12 protein-coding genes are annotated in these 20,249 nt (G+C 70.0%); 9 read left to right on the forward strand and 3 right to left on the reverse strand.

Annotated features, from left to right (window positions below; genetic code table 11):
* Positions 1 to 39: 39 nt before the first annotated feature.
* From VIM12_RS03240 to VIM12_RS03265, 6 genes are all read left to right on the forward strand, one after another.
* Positions 40 to 630 carry a DUF2760 domain-containing protein gene (locus VIM12_RS03240; protein ID WP_331940179.1) on the forward strand — a complete coding sequence of 197 codons (591 nt, stop codon included), beginning with the start codon at positions 40 to 42 and terminating at the stop codon, positions 628 to 630.
* Positions 627 to 2,459 (forward strand): Hsp70 family protein, encoded by a 1,833-nt coding sequence (locus tag VIM12_RS03245; RefSeq protein WP_331940180.1) that lies wholly within the window; start codon positions 627 to 629, stop codon positions 2,457 to 2,459. The genes VIM12_RS03240 and VIM12_RS03245 overlap by 4 nt, the downstream gene beginning before the upstream one ends.
* 4 nt (positions 2,460 to 2,463) lie before the next feature.
* Positions 2,464 to 5,304, forward strand: a complete 2,841-nt coding sequence (locus VIM12_RS03250) for an Hsp70 family protein (protein ID WP_331940181.1) — start codon at positions 2,464 to 2,466, stop codon at positions 5,302 to 5,304.
* A gap of 140 nt (positions 5,305 to 5,444) precedes the next feature.
* Positions 5,445 to 5,954: a LapA family protein gene (locus VIM12_RS03255; protein ID WP_331940182.1), complete on the forward strand. Its 510-nt coding sequence runs from the start codon at positions 5,445 to 5,447 to the stop codon at positions 5,952 to 5,954.
* Positions 5,955 to 6,107: 153 nt separating this feature from the next.
* Positions 6,108 to 7,913, forward strand: a complete 1,806-nt coding sequence (locus tag VIM12_RS03260; RefSeq protein WP_331940183.1) for an autotransporter assembly complex family protein — start codon at positions 6,108 to 6,110, stop codon at positions 7,911 to 7,913.
* A 13-nt stretch (positions 7,914 to 7,926) separates the two neighbouring features.
* A complete protein-coding gene (locus tag VIM12_RS03265) occupies positions 7,927 to 12,015 on the forward strand; it encodes a translocation/assembly module TamB domain-containing protein (protein ID WP_331940184.1) in 4,089 nt (1,362 codons plus the stop codon).
* A 7-nt stretch (positions 12,016 to 12,022) separates the two neighbouring features.
* Here the strand turns inward: VIM12_RS03265 and VIM12_RS03270 are convergent, their stop codons facing one another.
* On the reverse strand, positions 12,023 to 13,066 hold the full coding sequence (locus VIM12_RS03270) for a phospholipase A (protein ID WP_331940185.1): 1,044 nt from the start codon (positions 13,064 to 13,066) through the stop codon (positions 12,023 to 12,025).
* A 22-nt stretch (positions 13,067 to 13,088) separates the two neighbouring features.
* Positions 13,089 to 13,727, reverse strand: a complete 639-nt coding sequence (locus VIM12_RS03275) for a TetR family transcriptional regulator (protein ID WP_331940186.1) — start codon at positions 13,725 to 13,727, stop codon at positions 13,089 to 13,091.
* A 170-nt stretch (positions 13,728 to 13,897) separates the two neighbouring features.
* Between VIM12_RS03275 and VIM12_RS03280 the strand changes: the two genes are divergently transcribed.
* Genes VIM12_RS03280 through VIM12_RS03290 form a run of 3 tightly spaced genes read left to right on the forward strand, consistent with a single transcriptional unit; the run spans position 13,898 to position 19,752 of the window.
* The gene (locus VIM12_RS03280) at positions 13,898 to 15,160 is read left to right on the forward strand and encodes an efflux RND transporter periplasmic adaptor subunit (RefSeq protein ID WP_331940187.1); all 1,263 of its coding nucleotides are present in this window, start codon (positions 13,898 to 13,900) and stop codon (positions 15,158 to 15,160) included.
* 12 nt (positions 15,161 to 15,172) lie between these two features.
* A complete protein-coding gene (locus tag VIM12_RS03285; RefSeq protein ID WP_331940188.1) occupies positions 15,173 to 18,331 on the forward strand; it encodes an efflux RND transporter permease subunit in 3,159 nt (1,052 codons plus the stop codon).
* Positions 18,328 to 19,752, forward strand: a complete 1,425-nt coding sequence (locus VIM12_RS03290; protein WP_331940189.1) for an efflux transporter outer membrane subunit — start codon at positions 18,328 to 18,330, stop codon at positions 19,750 to 19,752. Before VIM12_RS03285 ends, VIM12_RS03290 begins: the two co-directional genes overlap by 4 nt.
* A gap of 136 nt (positions 19,753 to 19,888) precedes the next feature.
* Here the strand turns inward: VIM12_RS03290 and VIM12_RS03295 are convergent, their stop codons facing one another.
* A complete protein-coding gene (locus VIM12_RS03295; RefSeq protein WP_331940190.1) occupies positions 19,889 to 20,152 on the reverse strand; it encodes a hypothetical protein in 264 nt (87 codons plus the stop codon).
* Between the last annotated feature and the right edge of the window lie 97 nt (positions 20,153 to 20,249).

Here is a 20,249-nt window from a genome sequence, read left to right on the forward strand (position 1 = left end):
TGCCGGACTTGCAACAGGTAAACATTGAGGAGCAAAACCATGAACGAACCGAAGACCGCCGCGGAGAACGACGCGAAGCCGTCATTCATGCGCAGGATCTCCATCGCCTTCGGCGCCTTCTTCCGCAGCTTTTCTGACGGCGAGTTCGCCCGCGAGGTGGACCGCATCGACCGGCACGGCGCGGCGGCTGCCGCGCCCGCCGCAACGGCACCGGAGGCGCCGAAGCCTGCGCCTCCCGTCTTGAAGGAGGCGGCGCCCGACGCCGCGCTGCAACTGCTGGGCCTGCTGCAGCGGGATGCGCGCCTGATCGATTTCGCGATGGAAGACCTCTCCGCCTATTCCGACCAGGAAATCGGCGCCGCCGCGCGCGTCGTGCACGAAGGCTGCCGCAAGGTGCTGCGCGAGCACTTCACGATCGAACCGGTGCGCGCGGAAAGCGAAGGCAGCCGCGTGGTACTGGACGAAGGCTTCGACGCCGCGGCCGTGCACCTGACGGGCAACGTGGTTGGCGGCCCGCCGTTCAAGGGCAGCCTGACGCATCGCGGCTGGCGGGCGTCCGAAGTGCGGCTGCCGAAACTGGCCGAGGCCCATGATGCGAGCGTGGTGGCGCCGGCCGAGGTGGAACTATGAGCACCGCCCGCTATGCGATCGGCATCGACCTCGGCACCACCCATTCGGCGCTTGCCTGGACTGAACTCGGCGCCGCCGACGGCGACCGCACCGTGCACGGCATCCTGCCGGTGCCGCAGCTGACGGCGCCGGGTGCAGTCGAGGCGTTGCCGCTCCTGCCGTCCTTCCTGTACCTGCCGCATGCCGACGAGCTTGCGGCAGGCGAACGCAGCCTGCCATGGAGCGGCGAGCAGCCGGACATCGTTGGCGAGCTCGCGCGCAGCCGCGGCGCGGGCACGCCGATCCGTCTTGTCTCGAGCGCCAAGAGCTGGCTTTGCCACCCCGCCGTCGACCGCCGCGCGGCGATCCTGCCGGCGGACGCACCGCCCGAAGTGGCACGCGTGTCGCCGTTGCAGGCGTCGGTACGCTACCTGGAGCACCTGCGCGCGGCATGGGACCACGCCCACCCGGACGCGCCTTTCGCCGACCAGGATGTCACCGTCACCATTCCGGCCTCCTTCGACCCCGCCGCGCGCGAGCTGACGGCCGAGGCGGCGCGGATCGCCGGCTTTGCCTCGCTCACCCTGCTGGAGGAACCGCAGGCCGCGCTCTATCACTGGATACAGGCCAGCCAGGGCCGCTGGCGCAAGGACGTGAAGCCGGGCGACGTGATCCTGGTGATCGACGTCGGCGGCGGCACGAGCGACTTTTCGCTGATTGCCGTGGTCGAGCGCGAGGGCAACCTGGAGCTGCACCGGGTGGCCGTCGGCGACCATATCCTGCTGGGCGGCGACAACATGGACCTGACGCTGGCGCATGTCGTCGCGCGCAAGCTGGCGGCAAACGGGTCCACGCTCGATCCATGGCAGATGCGCGCGTTGACCTACGCCTGCCGTTCCGCGAAGGAGACCCTGCTGTCCGATGCCGGCGTCGAGAACGTGCCGCTAGTGGTGCCGAGCCGCGGTTCCCGGCTGATCGGCGGTTCGATCCGCACCGAGCTGACCCGCGACGAAGTCGGCGCGGTCATCCTCGAGGGCTTCTTCCCGCAGGTCGACGCGAGCGCCCGCCCCGCCACCCGCACCCGCGCCGCGCTGACCCAGCTCGGCCTGCCATTCGCACAGGACGCCGCCGTGAGCCGGCACCTGGCCGCCTTCCTCGGCCGCCAGGCCGGCGCCCTGTCGGAACTCGGCGTACAGGCCACCGGCAGCTTCCTGCACCCGACCGCCATCATGTTCAACGGCGGCGTGTTCAAGTCCGCGATGCTGGCCCAGCGCATGCTGGACACGGTGAACGGCTGGCTGTCCTCCGAGAACGCCGCCCCGGCACGCCTGCTGCAGGGCGCCGACCTCGACCTTGCGGTGGCCCGGGGCGCGGCCTACTACGGCTACGTGCGCCAGGGCACCGGGGTGCGCATCCGCGGCGGCACCGCGCGCGCGTTCTACGTCGCGGTCGAATCGGCGATGCCGGCCATTCCCGGGTTCGAGCCTCCGGTACAGGCCCTGTGCGTGGCGCCGTTCGGCATGGAGGAAGGCACGGATGCCGAATTGCAGACGCAGGAATTCGGACTGGTGGTGGGCGAGCCGGTGCATTTCCGTTTCTTCGGCTCCACCACGCGCCGCCAGGACCGTCTCGGCGACGTGCTCGAGGCCTGGCAGCCGGATGAGCTGCAGGAACTCGACGAGATACAGGCGACCCTGCCCGCGGAAGGAAGGCAGCCGGGTGAAGTGGTGCAGGTAAGGCTGCATGCGGCCGTCACCGAGGCCGGCACGCTCGAGCTGTCGGCCACGCCGCTGGCCGGCGGCGAGCGCTGGAAGGTGGAGTTCGACGTACGCGGCCAGGGCGAGTCCTGATGCGATGAAACGATACGCGGTCGGCATCGACCTCGGCACCACCCACACCGTGGTCGCCTATGCCGAGGCGGAAAGCGACGAGATCCGGCTGTTCGAGATCGAGCAACTGGTGGCGCCGGGCGAGGTCAAGCCGGCGCCGCTGCTGCCGTCGTTGCGCTTTCACCCGGCAGTCGGCGAGCTGGCGCCCGGCGCGCTGCAACTACCCTGGCGCAGCGGCGGCGACGGACAGGCGGTGATCGGCCTGCTGGCGCGTCGCCTCGGTGCGCAGGTGCCGGGACGACTGGTCGCCAGCGCGAAAAGCTGGCTGTCGCACGCCGCGGTGGACCGGCTGGCGCCTATCCTGCCGTGGGGCGCGGGGCCGGACGTGGAAAAGGTTTCGCCAGTGGAAGCCAGCGCAAGTTACCTGGCCTACGTGCGCGACGCCTGGAACTGGCGCTTTCCCGATGCCCCGCTGGAACAGCAGGAGCTGGTGCTGACCGTGCCTGCCTCCTTCGACGAGGGCGCCAGGGCGCTGACGCTGCAGGCGGCGCGCGACGCCGGACTGGGCGGCGTGCGCCTGCTGGAAGAACCGCAGGCCGCCTTCTACGACTGGCTGCACCGCGAGCGCGCTTCGCTCGCGACGCAGCTCGGCGATGCGCGCCTCGTGCTGGTGTGCGACGTCGGCGGCGGCACCACCGACCTCAGCCTGATCCGCGTGAGCCTGGCGGACGGCACGCCGCAGCTCACCCGGATCGGGGTCGGCAAGCACCTGATGCTGGGCGGCGACAACATGGACCTCGTGCTGGCCCATCTGGCGGAGCAGCGCATGCGCGCGGGAGCGAACGCCGGGCAAGCCCTGTCCCCGGCCCGGCTCTCGCAACTGGTGGAGCGCTGCCGGGCGGCGAAGGAGCAGTTGCTGGCATGGGGAGCGCCGGACGCTGCGGCGGTCACCCTGCTCGGCGCCGGCTCCCGGCTGGTCGGCGGCACGACCACCGTCGAACTCGGCCGCGAGGAGGTCGAACGCAGCATCGTCGACGGCTTCTTTCCGCTCGCCTCCCTCGCGGACCGGCCGGCCCAGCGCCGCGCGGGCATCGTCGAATTCGGGCTGCCCTATGCCAGCGATCCCGGCGTGACCCGTCATCTTGCCGCCTTCCTCGCCCAGCATGCGGCTGCCGCGCGCGAGGCGCTCGGGGTAGCCCCGGACATGCCGGCCGTGCCCGACACCCTGCTGCTGAACGGCGGCGTGTTTCGCGCGCCGGCGATCGCCGCCCGCCTGCAGCAGACCCTTGCCGCCTGGCGCGGCGCGCCCTTGCGGCTGTTGCACAACGCCGACCCGGACATCGCCGTCGCCCGTGGCGCGGTCGCATACACGCTCGCGCGCCGCGGCCGCGCGCCGCGCATTGGCGGCGGCTCGGCCCGCAGCTATTTCCTCGCACTGGCGGACAGCGGCGGCCGGCACCATGGCGCGGTCTGCGTGCTGCCGCGGGGCAGCGAGCCCGGAAAGGAACAGCTGCTCGCCGATCGCAGCTTCGGCTTGCGGCTGGGGCAGCCGGTCCGCTTCCACCTCTTCACCAGCACCGCCGACGAGGGCAGCCCGCCGCCGCCGGGCGCGCTGGTCGACCTTGCCAACGGCGACTTCACCCCCCTGCCGCCGATCGCCACCGTGCTGCAGCCGGAACGCGCCGGCACGGCGAAAGAGGTGCGGGTGCAGCTGGCGAGCATGCTGACCGAGGTCGGCACACTGGAGATGCACTGCGTCGGCATCGACGATCCTGCGCGGCGATGGCTGCTGGAGTTCCAGCTGCGCGCCGCAGGCAGCGGATCTGCCGATCAGGCGGCCGCGGAAGCGGGCGACGAAGCCGCCGGCGATACCGGCAGTCCGGGCGCCGATGCCGCTTCGTCAGCCAGCCTTCCCGCGCGCACGCCGGACGCGGTCGCGCAGATCGACCGCATCTTCGGCAGCCGGGCACAGAAAACCACGCCCAAGGAAGTACGCCAGCTCAGGTCGCAGCTCGAGCGCCTGCTCGGCGACCGCGAGCGCTGGACCACGCCGCTGCTGCGCCACCTGTGCGATGCGTTGCTGCAACGGGCGCGTGGCCGCCGTCGCTCGGCAGACCATGAGAAGGCCTGGTTCAACCTGGTGGGCTATTGCCTGCGGCCGGGTTTCGGCCATCCGGTCGACGGCTGGCGCATCGGCCGGCTGTGGCCCCTGTTCGAGACCGGCGCGCAGTACGGCAAGGACAGCCAGGTGGCGAGCGAATGGTGGACCATGTGGCGGCGCGCGGCCGGCGGCCTCGACCGCGACGCGCAGCTGCGCCTGCTGGAAGACTTCGGCTTCAACGTCGCCGAAGAGGCGGAGCGCGGCCCCCGCCCGGCGCGGCTGGTCGACGGCAACCGCGAGGACATGCTGCGCCTGGCGGGCGCGCTGGAGCGCGTTCCCGCCGCCTACAAGGTCGAGATCGGCGACTGGCTGCTCGGCCTGCTGACGCCCGCCGCGGACACCCCCGTGGACGCGCTCGTGCTCTGGTGCCTGGCCCGCATCGGCGCACGCCAGCCGTTCCACGGCAGTGCCCATGACGTGGTGCCGCCCGAAGACGCCGCGCGCTGGCTGGACCGGCTGCTCGCGCTCGACTGGAAGCGGATGCAGGCCGCCGGTTTCGCCGCTGCCCATATCGGCCGCATGACCGGCGACCGGGTCCGCGACCTTCCCGGCGCGGTGCGCCAGCAACTGCTGGCGCGGCTCGCCGCGCCCGGCCTTCCGCCGGCATGGGCCGCGATGGTGCGCGAGGTGGCGGCGCTCGACGCGGCGACCGAGCAGGGCCTGCTCGGCGACTCGCTGCCGCCCGGACTGCGCCTGATTCCGTGAGCAGCCGCAATTCCCGCCTGCAATTCCTTGACGCAGTTCCTCTCGTAATTGCAAAAACGGAACCGGGCCTGCGCGGCGAGGTCATTCCTTGCGGTGGCACTTCGCGCCGCGCCGTCCTGTAGCCCAACTGAAAGCCGAGCATGAAGATACGGACACTCCTCCTGCTGCTGGCGCTCGCCGCCATCGTCGCATTCACCGCCCTCAACTGGGAAACCTTCCTCGCGCCTTCGATGCTGTCGGTCGGTTTCGCCGACTTCCAGGCGCCGCTCGGCATGGTGATGCTGGGCCTGCTCACGCTGCTGGCGCTGGTCTTCCTCAGCTTCATCGTCTACCTGCAGACCTCGGTACTGCTCGATGCCCGGCGCCACGCACGCGAGCTGCAGTCGCAGCGCGCGCTGGCCGACCAGGCCGAAGCGTCCCGCTTCACCGAGCTGCGCGCCTACCTCGAAGGCGAGATGCAGGCGATCGCCGCGCGCGACACGGAGAACACCCGCGCCCTGGTGAGCCGGATCGACCAGCTCGAAGCCACGATGCGCGCCGCGCTCGACGACGCCAACAACACGCTCGCGGCCTATCTCGGCGAACTGGAAGACCGCCTGGATCGCAATGACAATCGCCAGCCCGGCACGCCGCGCCGGCTCGACCACTAATGGCCGCCGGCACCGGAAGCGGCGGACATCGGCCTGCCCCGCCGCAAGGCTGTGGCAAGATCTCGGCTTCGCGTCGCGGCAGCCAGGCCGGACGGCGCGGATGAGTGTGAGAGGAACGGCAATGCGGGCACCGACCGGGACACCGGAGGATCTTTGAGCGGCGATCATTTTTCCGGAATCCGGCGGCGCCTCGCCGTCCGCCTGCTGGCGATGCTGCTTGCGGGCGGCGGCCTGCTCGCGGCAGCCGAGGGCGCCGCCGCCGAACGCTACCGGGTGGAACTGGAGGCGCCGGATGCGCTGCGCGGCCTCCTGAATGAATTCCTCGACCTGATGCGCTATCGCGAGCGGGAGGACATCGACGCCGAGCAGCTCAACTTCATGGTCGCCACCGCGCCCGAGCAGGTGGAGCAACTGGCGTCGACGGAGGGGTACTTCACGCCGAAGACGCAGGTCACCGTCGACCGCACCGATGCCTTGCCCCTGGTGCGCGTGACCGTCGATGCCGGTCCCCGTACCCGCATCTCGGCTGCCGGCATCACCGTCAACGGCGCCGCCCGGGAGCGTTCTCCGGAACAGGCGCGGGAAGTGGTGGACGAATGGCCGCTGCGGGCCGGCGATCCGTTCCGGCAGGAGGCCTGGGAAGCCGCCAAGCAGCGCGGCCTGCAGGTGCTGCAGCGGCAACGCTATCCGGCCGCGCGCATCGCCCGCTCCGAGGCGCGCGTGGTCGCCGACCGCCAGCAGGCCGAACTGGCGGTCGACTACGACAGCGGACCGCTGTTCCGTCTCGGCCAGGTCGACGTCAGCGGCAGCCGGCGCTATCCCGAGAGCATCGTCAGCAACGTCAATCCCTTGCGCCCCGGGGAGGAATACAGCGCCGACCGCTTGCTGGAATTCCAGCGCCAGGTGCTGCGCACGCCTTACTACAGCAATGCCATCATCGACATCGACCCCGCGCCCGAGTCCGCCGCCGCCGCGCCGGTGCGGGTGCGGGTCACGGAATTCCCCGAGCAGCGCATCCGTGCCGGCGGCGGCTACACCACCGATACCGGCGTACACCTGGACGGCCTCTACACCCACAACAACATGTTCGGCCGGGCGTGGGTGTTCGACGCGCAGGCGCGGCTGGAGCAGCGCCGGCAATACGGGCGCCTCGAGCTGTCGATGCCGCCAGCGCCCGGGGCATGGGTGCACAGCCTGGCGGGAACCGTGGAGCGCACCACGCTGGAAGGCATCGACCTGCGCAGCCGCCGGATCGGGCTGCGACGGGCGCGCAGCACCGAGCGCCGCGACACCGCGTACAGCATCGAGTACTTCAGCGATGCCCTGACCCAGATCGACGGCACCGCACTCCCCGCCGACGTACTGGTCCGCCCCGGCACGCACCAGGCACTGGTGCTGGGTTTCTCCCGCACGCGGCGGCAGGTGGACAGCCAGCTCTATCCGCGCAAGGGCCGCATCGTGACGGTGCAGGCCGGGGTGGCGCTCAAGGGCCTGCTCACCGACCAGACCTTCGTCCGCGCCTATGGCCGCCTGCGGGAGTTCCTGCCGGTCGGCCGGCGCGACCTGGTGATCCTGCGCGCGGAGCTGGGCGCGGTGGTTACGCAAGGAGGCAATTCCTCGGTGCCGGCATCGCTGCTGTTCCGCGCCGGCGGAACCGAATCGGTCCGCGGCTACGGCTTCCAGAGCATCGGCAACCGCAGCGGCGACACCGTCTACCCGGTCCGCTACCTCGCCACCGGCGGCGCGGAATACGTGCACTGGCTCGACGATCAATGGGGCGGCGCGCTGTTCTACGACGTCGGCCTCGCCACGGACCGCTGGCAGGATCGTTCGCTGTTCCATGCGGTCGGCATCGGCGCGCGCTGGCGCAGCCCGGTGGGCCGGGTAAACGTCGACCTCGCCTACGGGTTCCAGGAAAACCGCCTGCGGCCGCATCTTTCGCTCGGCGTCGCCTTCTGAGGACCAGGAACCGATGCGCGCCCGCCTTTCCCCGCCCCTGCACCTGTTCCGTCCGTCGCGCGGCGGCGCGCTCGCCTGGACCGTGGCGGTGCTCGCGCTGCTGGTCCTGCTGCTGGCCGCGGCAATCCACGCGGCGTTGCACACCGAGGCCGGCGCCAGGACGCTGTGGCGGGCGGCGGTGCGCTTCGCCCCCGGACAACTGAGCGGCGAGGTGGCCGGCGGCACCGTCGCCGACGGACTGCGGCTGCGCGCGCTGCGCTACCAGGACGAGACGCAACTGCTGTCCGTCGACAGCATCGACGGCGCCTGGCGGCTGTCGCTGTCGCCGCTGTCGCTGACGATCGAATCGCTGCGCATCGGGACGGTCGACGTCACCCGCCAGCCGACACCGTCCGAACCCGCGACCATGCCGCGTTCGCTGCGTCTGCCGCTGGCGCTGGAGGTGCGCGATGCGGTCCTGCGCGAGCTGGTGCTGCACGCCGAAGGCGGTGAAACACGCTACCGCAACCTCCGCCTGCAGGCCGCCTCCGACCGGGTGCGCCACAGCCTGCGCCTGCAACAGCTCGATACCCCGTTCGGCAGCCTGCAGGGCACGCTGCGCCTCGCGGGCGACGCCCCCTTTCCCCTCGACGGCAACATCGGCCTCGAAGGGCGCTACCAGGACCAGGCGTTCCGGCTCGACGCACGCCTGGGCGGCAGCCTGGAAGCGCTGCGGGTGGACGCCGACGCCGGCGCCGGCGAGTTCAGCGGCAAGGCGGAAATCGACGCGGCGCCCTTCTCGCCGCTGCCGCTGCGGCGGGCGCTGATCCGGGTGGACGATTTCGACCCGCGGGCGCTCAATCCGGACTGGCCGCGCGCGCAGCTCGACCTGCGCGCATCGCTGGTGCCGGAGGGACCGGCGGCCGACCTGTCGCAGCTGGTGGTGACCGGACCGGTGGAACTCGACAACGCGCGTCCCGGCGCCATCGACAAGGAATTGCTGCCGCTGGCCGCCGCCAGCGCCACGGTCAGGCTCGACACGCGCCGGCAGCAGCTGTCCGACGTCGTCCTGCGCCTGGCCGGCAACGGCTCGCTGACCGGCGGGGGCGAGATGCGCGCCGACGGCGGCGGCCAATTCACGCTGCGCGCTTCCGGTCTCGATCTGCGCGCGCTGCACGGCAGCCTGCGGCCGACCAGGCTCGCCGGCCCGCTGTCATTGCAGATGGAGGCCGGCACCCAGTCGGTCCGGCTGGAACTCGCCGATGACGTCCTCGCCGTGGGCGCCGAGGCGGACATGACCGCCGACAGGATCCGGGTGCAATCGGCCCGGCTGCAAGCCGGCAACGCCCGCCTCGACCTGCGCGGTACGCTGGATCGCGGCGCCAGCGGCGCCTTTGCGGCGAGCGGCAAGCTGCAGGATTTCAATCCGGCGCGCTTCGCGGCGCAGGTACAGGCGCCGGCCGGCAACAAGCGGGGCGCGCAGGACCGTCGCAGGCAGGGCAAGTCCGGCGCGCCCGATGCCCGCATCAACATGGACTTCGAGGCCGAAGGCGCGTTGCGACCGGCGCTGCGCGCCGAGCTGCGCTTCGACATCGACGACAGCAGCTACGCCGGATTGCCGATGGAAGGCGGCGGCCGGCTGCGGCTGGCCGGCAAGCGCCTGCTGCCGAGCGATGCCGACCTGCAGGTCGCCGGCAACCGGATTCTGCTGAAGGGCAGTTTCGGCGCGCCGGGCGACCGCGTGAAATTCGACGTCGATGCGCCGGCGCTCGACCGCCTCGGCTTTGGCCTTGCCGGCCGCCTGCAACTGTCGGGAGAGGCCGCCGGCACGCTGGAGCGCCCGCAGGTCAACGCGCGTTACCACGGCGAGAGCCTGGCCTTCGGCGCCCACACCCTTGCTTTCCTCGACGGCGAAGCCAGCGTGCAGGGCGTGCCGGACAGCAGCCCCGACGCCCGGCTCGACCTGGACCTGGCGGCGCGCGGCGTCCGCAGCGGCGAGATCGCCATCGCCACCCTGAACGCCGACATCGACGGCAGCTACGCAAGCCATACCATCCGCGTCGATGCCGAGGGTCGCCTGCGCGGCCAGCCGCTGGCGCTCAGCGCGGGCGCGCGTGGCCGGCTGCGGGAGACGCCGCAGGGACTGGTCTGGGATGGCAGCGTCACCACCCTGGAAAACCGAAGCGAGCCGCGCGTTGCGCTGGCTTCCCCCCTGCCGCTGGCGATCGGCCCGGGCCGCATCGAGGCGGGGAGCAGCCGCCTGTCGCTGGCGCGGGCCGAGGTCGAACTGCAGGGCCTGCTGCTGGACAACGGCCGGGTGCAAAGCGCCGGCCGCTTCTCCGCGCTCGACACCGGCCACCTGCTGGCCCTGCTGCGCCAGTTCACCGGCATCGCGCCGCCGGCTTCCACCAGCCTGGTGCTGGATGGCAGCTGGGACCTGGCGCTGGCCGAAAGCGCGACCGGGTTCCTGCGCATCGAGCGCCGCAGCGGCGACGTGTCGATTCCCGGCGCCGCCGGCGAGACACCGCTGGGCATCGGGACACTTTCCCTGCGCGCCGACGGACAGGGCAACGGCATCGCATTCACCGCCCGGGCCGAAGCGGCGCGCATCGGCAAGCTCGACGCCGAGGGCCGGGTGCAGCTGAAGCAGGTCGACGGACGCGTCGCGCTCGGGCCGGAATCGCCGCTGTCGGCGCGCATCCGGGCCGGTATCCCGCGCCTGCAGACCATCGCCTCCCTCGCAGGACCGCGCATCGCACTCGACGGCACCGTCAACGCGGATGTCAACGTCGGCGGCAGCATCGGCGATCCCCGGGTCACGGGCACCATCGACGGCGACCGCCTGGCGCTGACGCTGTTCGACCAGGGCGTGCGGCTGAGCGACGGCGTTGCCCGCATCGGCGTCGACAACAATGTGGTCGAACTGCGCGAGGTGGTATTCCACGGCGGCGACGGCACGTTGCGCGCGACCGGCAGCATCCCCGTGGGCGGCGACGGCAGCGGACTGAACGCCAGCATCGTTGCCGATCGCCTGCAGCTGCTTGCCAGCCCGACCGGGCGGCTCACCGTCTCCGGCCAGGCCGGCGCCGCGACCGTCGACGGCCAGACGCTGGTGAGCGGCAAGTTCACCGTCGACCGCGCGCTGTTCAGCCTGCCCGAGAAGAGCGCCCCGAAGCTCGGCGACGACGTGGTCGTCATCCGCAGCGACCGCCCCCCGCCCGAGAAACAGGTGCCGCCGGGCGAGCGCCGGGCGTCGCCGCTCAGTCCGCGCATCGATGTCGCGGTCGATCTCGGCCGCAACTTCCGCTTCGAGGGCTCGGGCGCCGAGCTGCGGCTGGCCGGTACGGTGAACATCCGCAGCGCGCCGGGCGAGACCCCGCAGGCCTTCGGCACCGTGCGCGTGGCGGAGGGCACCTACGAAGCCTTCGGCACCGAGCTGGCCATCGAACGCGGGGTGATCAATTTCCAGGGCCCGCTCGCCAATCCCAATCTCAACATCCTCGCCATGCGCAGGGAGCAGGAAGTCGATGCCGGGGTCCAGGTCACGGGGACGGTGCAGCAGCCGCGGGTACAGCTGGTGTCGGAGCCCAACGTCTCCGACGAGGAAAAGCTGTCATGGCTGATCTTCGGGCGCGGCGGCGGCGGCACCGAGCAGGGTCAGGCCAGGGCGGCGGCACAGGGCGCGGCGCTCGGCCTGCTCAACAAGTTCGGCGGCGGCCGCGTCGCCAAGGGACTGGGCCTCGACCAGCTGTCGATCGGCGCCAGCGAATTCGGCCTCGCCGACAGCCAGGTGGTCAATCTCGGCAAGGAGATCACCGACCGCCTGTTCATCGGCTACGAGCAGAGCCTGGCCGGCGCCGAGAGCGTGCTCAAGCTGACCTACCAGCTGTCGCGCCGCTGGACGGTGGTGGTGCGCGGCGGCGCGGTGACGGGGATGGACCTGTTCTACAGCCGCCGCTTCGACCGCTTCGGTGCGCCGGTGGCCGGCAGGCGCGGGGCGTCCGGTCTGGACGCGACCGGCGCCGCGGCGGAAAAGCCGCCCCGTGAACGCCGCGAAGCGTCGACCGGCAAGCCCGGCTCGTCCGGTGAGGACGGCGCCGAGGCCGGCGGCGACGATCAGTAGCTGACGATCAGTAGGTGACCAGCACGCCCAAGCCGAACACCCGCTGGTAGGCGTTGTAGTCGATCAGGGTGTGGCCGTAGCCGGTGAAGTACTGGACGTAGCCTTTCAGGCGCGGCGCCAGCGGGAAGGCCCAGCCCACCTGCAGCGCCCCCTTGTCGGTACCGAAGTTGTAGCGGGTCAGCAGCGACACCTCGTGGCCGTCGCGCCGCCAGGTCCCGACCAGGTCGCCATGGCCCAGGTAATCCTCGATGTCGGGATTGTCATCCTCGTCCGCGCTTTCGTTGACGCGCTTCCAGGCACGCGCCAGCAGCGTGTATTCGCCGCGTTCGAAACCCGCCTGGATGTAGCTGCGGTTCCAGCTGCGCGACAGTCCCGAACCCTGGCCGTTGGATTCATGGACAAAGCCCAGATTCACGAAGCGCAGCTTCACCCCGAGCAGGTCGAGGTTGAGCGGCACCACCGCCATGACCTCCGGCTGGTAGTTGGTCTCGCGGAACGGACTCGAGGCCTCGCGGTTGTCGGCCTGCCAGAAACTGCGCTGCGTATAGCCGAACCACAGGTCCACCGGCAGGTTGGCCGGGTTCTCCGCCAGCTTCAGCTTGAAGCCGATCTGGAAGGCCAGCTCCGCGTTCGACAGCCCGCCGCCGTCGGCGAGCGCGCGGAACGGACGGTAGGGTTCGACGTTGGGAGAATCGTTATAGGTGGCGATCAGGTAGTTGTCCCGGTGCGGCCGGAAATGGAAGATGCCACGCTTGTCGGCCGGTTGCAGCTCCCAGTAGCGCGACAGGAAGGAGGTCTCCGTTCCCTCGGCAGCGGCCTGGTCCAGCGCCGCCTGGTCCGGCTCGGGCGACAGGGCCTGGGCGGCCTGCTCCTGCTCGGGCACGGGCGCACCGCGCGCAAGACGGTCATAGCAGGCAAGCCGCTCCCGGTCATCGGGCAGCGCGGCGCAGGCTTCCAGCCGGGTCGGGACCTGGGCCGCCGCCTGCCCCGGCAGATATCCCGCGACGAGTACGCCGGCCACGGCGCCCAGGTATTTTTTCAGGTTCACCATCCTCACCTCCGCCGTTTCTTGCTTAATGTTTTTTCCTGAGGCTGGGCGCGTAACGCACCGCGTCGAGACAGGCGTCGACCAGCCGCTCCGCTTCGCCGGCCAGATTGAATGACTCCGCGGCGAAAAGCCAGTTCCTTAATGCACCGTCAATTCCCGCATGGAACATGACTGCCGCCATCTCGACATCGAGGTCGTCCGCGAGCTGTCCCTTGTCCACCGCCTGCTGCATCATCGCCGCAATCCGCCCCCGGCCGCGGAGGAATGCTTCTTGCTGCCGCACGTAGACCGGATCCTCCGGGTCAACGAATTCGCACTTGAAGAACAGGATGTCGACCACCTTGCGCAGGTGGACGTCGTGCACTGCATGCACCAGGAAATACACGCAAACCTTGCGCAGGTGGCCGAGCGGGTCGCCACTGCCGTCGGCGGCGCCCGCAGCCGCCAGCTCTTCCATCGGCAGGCGCACGCGCTCGCACATCGCGTTGAACAGGTCGCTCTTGTTCTTGAAATGCCAGTAGATCGCGCCCCGGGTCAGGCCGGCGGCTTCGGCAACCGCCTCCAGGGTGGTGCGCGCATAGCCTGCACGATGAAACACCTGCTCTGCCGCATCGAGAAGATGATTCCGGGTCTCTAGTGCTTCTTCCTTCGTTTTCCTTACCATGGCCTGCTCCCGGTCCGCGCGAGGCGCGGGATGCGCCTGACATACATTCAGGATCGTATGTATAATACACCGGCCCGGCAGAATGCGGGGTGCGCGATCTCCGGTCACAGAGAACCTGCACAATCCGGCAATCTGCAGTAACTTATTCCACTTTTTCCCCCGGAAACCCCATGACAGCTCTTATTCGATACACACCGCTTGCGGCGATCCTCGTGGCGCTGCTGAATCTGTCGGGCTGCGGCGACCAGATCGCGAGCGCCCATGCCCAGGCGCCCGGGGGCATGCCTCCGCCGGAAGTCTCGGTCGTCACCGCCTCGCCCGAGCGGTTGACCCTGACCAACGAACTGCCCGGCCGGCTGGAAGCGACCCGCGTCGCAGAAGTGCGGGCGCGGGTCCCCGGCATCGTCCTCAAGCGCGTGTTCCGGGAAGGCAGCGAAGTCAAGGCGGGCGAAGTCCTGTTCCGCATCGATCCGGCGCCCTACCAGGCGACGGTCAACAGCGCCCAGGCCGCGGTGGCCCGTGCCGAGGCCAACCTGACGCAGGCGACGCTGCGCGCACAGCGCTACAAGCCGCTGGTGGAGACCAATGCCGTCAGCAAGCAGGAATACGATGACGCCCAGGCCGCGCAGAAGCAGGCGGCGGCAGACGTCCAGGCGGCCAAGGCATCGCTCGAAACCGCGCGCCTCAATCTCGGCTACGCCACCGTCAACGCACCGATCTCCGGCCGCGTCGGACGCGCGCTGGTGACGGAAGGCGCGCTGGTCGGCCAGGGCGCCGCCACGCCGCTCGCCACCATCCAGCAGCTTGACCCCATCTACGTCAACGTGACGCAGTCGGCTTCGGAGGCCCTGCGCCTCCAGCGCGCGATGCGCAGCGGCCAGTTGCAGAAGACCGGCAAGGACGAGGCCAGGGTCACCATCGTCATGGAAGACGGCGAGCCCTATCCGCATGCCGGCAAGCTGCTGTTCTCCGACCAGACCGTCGATCCCAGCACCGGCGCCATTACGCTGCGCGCGCTGGTGCCCAATCCCGACCGCTTCCTCCTCCCCGGCATGTACGTCCGCGCGCGGGTCGAGCAGGCGGTGCGCGAGAACGCGATCACCGTGCCGCAGCAGGCGGTGCAGCGCCAGCCTAACGGCGCGATCGTGATGGTGGTCGGCGCCGACAACAAGGTGGCCGCGCGGCCGGTCAAGGCGGAATCCGCAATTGGCGACAAATGGGTGGTCAGCGAGGGCCTGAAGGCCGGCGAGCAGGTGATCGTCGAAGGCTTCCAGAAGGCCCAGCCGGGCGCCACCGTGCGCGCGGTGCCCTGGAAGCAGGCCGCCGCCGGAAACGGCCAGGCCGCCGCACCGGCTGCTCAACCCGCCGCGCAGCCGGCCGCGAAGGCGGAAGAAAAGCCGGCTGCCAAAGGCCAGCCGGCCGGCAACAAATAAGAGAGCAAGCGAATGGGAAAATATTTCATTGATCGCCCGGTATTTGCCTGGGTGCTCGCGGTCTTCATCCTGCTCGCGGGGGCGCTGTCGATCACCGGCCTGCCCGTGGCGCAGTATCCGACGATCGCGCCGCCCTCGGTCGTGATCACCGCGATCTATCCGGGCGCGACGGCCCAGACGCTGGAAAACAGCGTCACCAGCCTGATCGAGCAGGAGCTCAACGGCGCCCCCGGTCTGGAGTACATGGAGTCCCAGAGCCAGGGCAACGGCCAGGCCCAGATCACCGCGACCTTCGCGCCGGGCACCAACATCGACCTCGCGGCCGTCGAGGTGCAGAACCGCATGCGCCGCGTCGAATCGCGCCTGCCCCAGGCGGTCACGCAGCAGGGCGTGCAGGTGACCAAGGCGCGCAGCAACTTCCTGATGGTGGTCACGCTGTCGTCCAAGGACGGCAGCATGGATCCGATCGGCCTCGGCGACTACATCTCGCGCAACATCGTCAACGAGATCAAGCGCGTCCCCGGCGTCGGCGAAGCCATCCTGTTCGGCACCGAGCGCGCGATGCGCATCTGGGTCGACCCGGACAAGCTGGTCGGCTTCCAGCTGACCCCGACCGATGTCGCCAATGCCATCCGCGCGCAGAACGCGCAGGTCGCTTCGGGCACCCTGGGCGAACTGCCCGCGCCCGGCAGCCAGCAGATCACCGCGCCGATCGTGGTGACCGGCCAGCTCACGAGCATCGAGCAGTTCGGAAACATCGTGCTGCGCGCCAATCCGGACGGCTCCGTGATCCGCCTGCGTGACGTCGCGCGAGTCGAGCTCGGCGGCCAGGCCTATGCAACCTCCGCCCGCGTCAACGGCAGCCCGTCGTCCGCGGTCGGCCTGCAGCTGTCGCCGACGGCGAACGCGCTCGGCACCGCCACCGCGGTGCGCGCCAAGATGGAAGAGCTCTCGCGCTACTTCCCGCCCGGCATCCAGTACGATATCCCCTACGACACCTCGAAGTTCGTCAAGATCTCGATCGAGGAAGTGGTCAAGACCCTGCTCGAGGCGGTGCTGCTGGTGTTCCTGGTGATGTACCTGTTCCTGCAGAACATCCGCTACACGCTGATCCCGACCATCGTCGTGCCGGTCGCGCTGATGGGCACCTTCGCCGCCATGTTCGCATTCGGTTTCTCGATCAACGTGCTGACGATGTTCGGCATGGTGCTGGCCATCGGTATCCTGGTCGACGATGCGATCGTCGTGGTGGAGAACGTCGAACGCATCATGAGCGAGGAAGGCCTCTCCCCGCGCGAGGCCACGCGCAAGGCGATGGGCCAGATCACCGGCGCCATCATCGGCATCACGCTGGTGCTGATCGCGGTGTTCATCCCGATGGCTTTCTTCGGCGGCGCGGTCGGCGCGATCTACCGGCAGTTCTCGCTGTCCATGGTGGCCTCGATGGCATTCTCCGCGCTGATGGCGCTGACCCTCACGCCGGCGCTGTGCGCCACCCTGCTCAAGCCGGTCGAGGCAGGCCACCACCACGAGAAGCGCGGCTTCTTTGGCTGGTTCAACCGCAAGTTCAACTCGGCCACCAACGGCTACCAGCGCGTCGTGGTGGGCATGCTCGGCAAGACCACGCGCTACATGGTGGTGTACGGGCTGATCATCGCCTGCGTCGGCCTGCTGTTTGCGCGCCTGCCGTCGTCCTTCCTGCCGAACGAGGACCAGGGCTACATCCTCACCAACATCCAGCTGCCGCCGGGCGCAAGCGCCAACCGCACGCTGGAGGTGGCAAAGCAGGTCGAAGGCTACTTCCTGAAGCAGCCGGGCGTGGAGCACACGATCACCGTGACCGGCTTCAGCTTCTCCGGCAGCGGCCAGAACGCCGGCATCGCCTTCGTCCCGCTGAAGGACTGGGACCAGCGTGACGCCGCCAATGCCGCCGATGCCATCGCCGGCAAGGCAATGGGCGTGCTGTCGCAGATCAAGGATGCGATCGTGTTCGCGCTGAACCCGCCGCCGATCCCCGAGCTCGGCACCGCCACCGGCTTCAACTTCCGCCTGCAGGACCGCGGCGGGATGGGCCACGACGCCCTGCTGGCGGCGCGCAACCAGCTGCTCGGCATGGCTGGCCAGAGCAAGCTGCTGGCCGGCGTGCGGCCGGAAGGCCTGGAGGACGCGCCGCAACTGCAGGTCGACGTCGACCGCGACAAGGCCAGCGCGCTGGGCGTGTCCTTTGCCGACATCAACAACACCCTGTCGGCGGCGCTCGGCTCGGCCTACCTGAACGACTTCCCCAACCAGGGACGGCAGCAGCGGGTGATCCTGCAGGCGGAATCGACGCAGCGGATGCAGCCGGAAGACCTCAGCAAGCTGTATGTCCGCAATGCGGCCGGCAACATGGTGCCGCTCGGGACCTTCATCTCGTTCAAGTGGATCAACGGCCCGGTCCAGATCGTGCGCTACAACGGCTATCCGGCCATGAAGATCGCCGGCCAGGCCGCGCCCGGCTTCAGCTCGGGCGAAGCGATGGCCGAGATGGAAGCGCTGGCAGCCAAGCTGCCGGCCGGCTTCGGCTTCGAATGGACCGGCCAGTCCCGAGAGGAACGGCTGTCCGGCGCCCAGATGCCGATGCTGATGGCGCTGTCGCTGCTGGCGGTGTTCCTGGTGCTCGCCGCGCTCTACGAGAGCACCTCGATCCCGCTGTCGGTGATGCTGGTGGTGCCGCTGGGGGTACTCGGCGCGGTGCTTGGCGTGACGCTGCGCGGCATGCCGAACGACGTGTACTTCAAGGTGGGCCTGATCACCATCATCGGCCTGTCGGCGAAGAACGCGATCCTGATCATCGAGTTCGCCAAGGACCTGCAGGCACAGGGCAAGGACCTGATCGAGGCGACCCTGGAAGCGGCAAAGCTGCGCTTCCGGCCCATCATCATGACCTCGCTCGCGTTCATCCTCGGCGTCGTGCCGCTGGTGATCGCCTCCGGGGCGGGTTCCGCCAGCCAGCGCGCCATCGGCACCGGCGTGATGAGCGGCATGATCACCGCCACCCTGCTCGCCGTGTTCCTGGTGCCCGTCTTCTTCGTGGTCGTGCGCCGCCTGTTCAAGGGCAGCAAGCGCCAGCAGGAATTCTGGGCAACCCATTCACCCAAGACCGCCCCCGAAGACCAGGGGGGTGTATGACCATGCTGAAGATACGCAACCTCGTCTCCCTCCTGCTTGCCGCCGGCGTCCTATCGGCCTGCTCGCTGGCGCCGACCTACGAACGTCCGGCGGCGCCGATCGCCGGCGCCTTCCCGGCGGAGCCGGTGCCGGTCGCCACCGCGACGGGCATCAGTGCCGACAGTGGCTGGCGCGAGTTCTTCCAGGACCAGCGGCTGCAGGCCCTGATCGAAGGCGCGCTGGCCAACAACCGCGACCTGCGCACCGCGGCGCTCCGCATCGAGGAGGCGCGCGCGCAGTACAACATCGTCGCCGCCGACCTGCTGCCCAACTTCAATGCCGCGCTGGCCGGATCGCGCGGCAGGACCGCGGCGGCGGTGTCGCCGCTTGGCGCCTCGGCGGTCACGACCAGCTACCAGGTCGGCCTCAACCTCGCGGCTTTCGAGCTCGACTTCTTCGGCCGCGTGCGCAGCCTCAACGAGGCGGCCCTGTCGCAATTCCTCGCCACCGAGGAAGCGCGCCGCTCGGTCCAGATCAGCCTGGTGGCGGAAGTCGCCAAGGCCTACCTGGCGGAGCGCGCCTTTGCGGAGCAGCAGGAGCTTGCCCAGCGCACCCTGAACGCGCGCGAGACCGCCTACAAGCTGGCCCAGCAGCGCTTCGAGGTCGGGGCGTCGTCGGCGCTGGACCTGCGCCAGAACGAAGTGCTGGTGCAGACCGCGCGCGCCGCCTTTGCGACGCTGACGCGCCAGCGCGCGCAGTCGGTCAATGCGCTGACCCTGCTGGTCGGCCGTCCGCTGGGCGAACTGCCGCCGGCGCAGACGCTGTCGGCGCAGAACATCGTGGCCGAGCTGCCGGCCGGGCTGCCCTCCGACCTGCTCGTCCGCCGGCCGGACATCCGCGCCAGCGAACAGCGGCTGATGGCGTCCAATGCCAATATCGGCGCCGCACGGGCCGCCTTCTTCCCGCGCATCTCGCTGACGGCCGGCATCGGCAGCGCCAGCAGCGAGCTCGGCGACCTGTTCGAGGCCGGCACCCGCACCTGGTCCTTCGTGCCGCAACTGGCGCTGCCGATCTTCGACGCCGGACGCAACCGCGCCAACCTGTCGCTGGCCGAAGTGCGCAACAACCTCGCCGTCAATGACTACGAGAGGACCATCCAGGTGGCTTTCCGCGAGGTCGCCGATGCGCTGGTGGCGCGCGGCGCCATCGACGAGCAGATCGATGCCCAGCGCCGGGTGCTGGAGGCGCAGGCGGACCGCCTCAAGCTGTCCGAGTTGCGCTACCAGAACGGCGTGGCCAGCTCGCTCGACGTGCTGGATGCACAGCGCGAGCTGTTTTCGGCCCAGCAATCGCTGATCCAGGCCCGCCTGCTGCGCCTGACGAATGCGGTGGACCTGTACCGCTCGCTGGGCGGCGGCCTGAGCGAAACCGCCGCGCGGTGACGATCCTGCGCCGGGCCTGCATCGGGGCCCGGCGCATTGTGCAAACGCAGCGCCCGGGTCATGCGGCCTTGCCTGCCGTTGCAGGAATGACGGCGAGGCGGGTCCGATGTCCCGCCCTGCCTTCCCCGCTGCCGGATCACCCCTGCCCGTCGTTCTCCCTGTCCGCGGATTTCTGCATGATGGAGGCGACATCCTGCCGCGCATTGAACTGATCGGCGCCGAGACGGTAGAGGACGCCACCGATCCGCAGCAGTGACTCGAAGTTCTCCTTGGACAGCCGGCCGCGGGAATCGGCCAGCAACTGTGCCAGGTCAAGGATGGGTTGATTGATCGCCGGCAGCTCGGCCGGCAGGCTGGCGGCCTGCTGCCGGAACAGCGCCACTATTTCTTCCTGGTTCATCGTTTCTCCATGGGGCAAGACCCGTCGTCTGCCGGGGTCCGCCGGTGCTGGCCGGTCAAGGGCGACCGGCCGCTTGCCGCCAGTCTTATCACCCGCC

This window comes from Noviherbaspirillum sp. (genome assembly GCF_036563305.1).
In the GTDB taxonomy this organism is placed as follows: Bacteria; Pseudomonadota; Gammaproteobacteria; order Burkholderiales; family Burkholderiaceae_D; genus Noviherbaspirillum.

Bases quoted from the DNA above. Each gene is read 5' to 3' on its own strand.
- VIM12_RS03245 (WP_331940180.1), top strand. From the start codon at position 627: ATGAGCACCGCCCGCTATGCGATCGGCATCGACCTCGGCACCACCCAT.
- VIM12_RS03240 (WP_331940179.1), top strand. From the start codon at position 40: ATGAACGAACCGAAGACCGCCGCGGAGAACGACGCGAAGCCGTCATTC.
- VIM12_RS03295 (WP_331940190.1), bottom strand. From the start codon at position 20,152: ATGAACCAGGAAGAAATAGTGGCGCTGTTCCGGCAGCAGGCCGCCAGC.
- VIM12_RS03275 (WP_331940186.1), bottom strand. From the start codon at position 13,727: ATGGTAAGGAAAACGAAGGAAGAAGCACTAGAGACCCGGAATCATCTT.
- VIM12_RS03280 (WP_331940187.1), top strand. From the start codon at position 13,898: ATGACAGCTCTTATTCGATACACACCGCTTGCGGCGATCCTCGTGGCG.
- VIM12_RS03285 (WP_331940188.1), top strand. From the start codon at position 15,173: ATGGGAAAATATTTCATTGATCGCCCGGTATTTGCCTGGGTGCTCGCG.
- VIM12_RS03255 (WP_331940182.1), top strand. From the start codon at position 5,445: ATGAAGATACGGACACTCCTCCTGCTGCTGGCGCTCGCCGCCATCGTC.
- VIM12_RS03250 (WP_331940181.1), top strand. From the start codon at position 2,464: ATGAAACGATACGCGGTCGGCATCGACCTCGGCACCACCCACACCGTG.
- VIM12_RS03270 (WP_331940185.1), bottom strand. From the start codon at position 13,066: ATGGTGAACCTGAAAAAATACCTGGGCGCCGTGGCCGGCGTACTCGTC.
- VIM12_RS03290 (WP_331940189.1), top strand. From the start codon at position 18,328: ATGACCATGCTGAAGATACGCAACCTCGTCTCCCTCCTGCTTGCCGCC.
- VIM12_RS03265 (WP_331940184.1), top strand. From the start codon at position 7,927: ATGCGCGCCCGCCTTTCCCCGCCCCTGCACCTGTTCCGTCCGTCGCGC.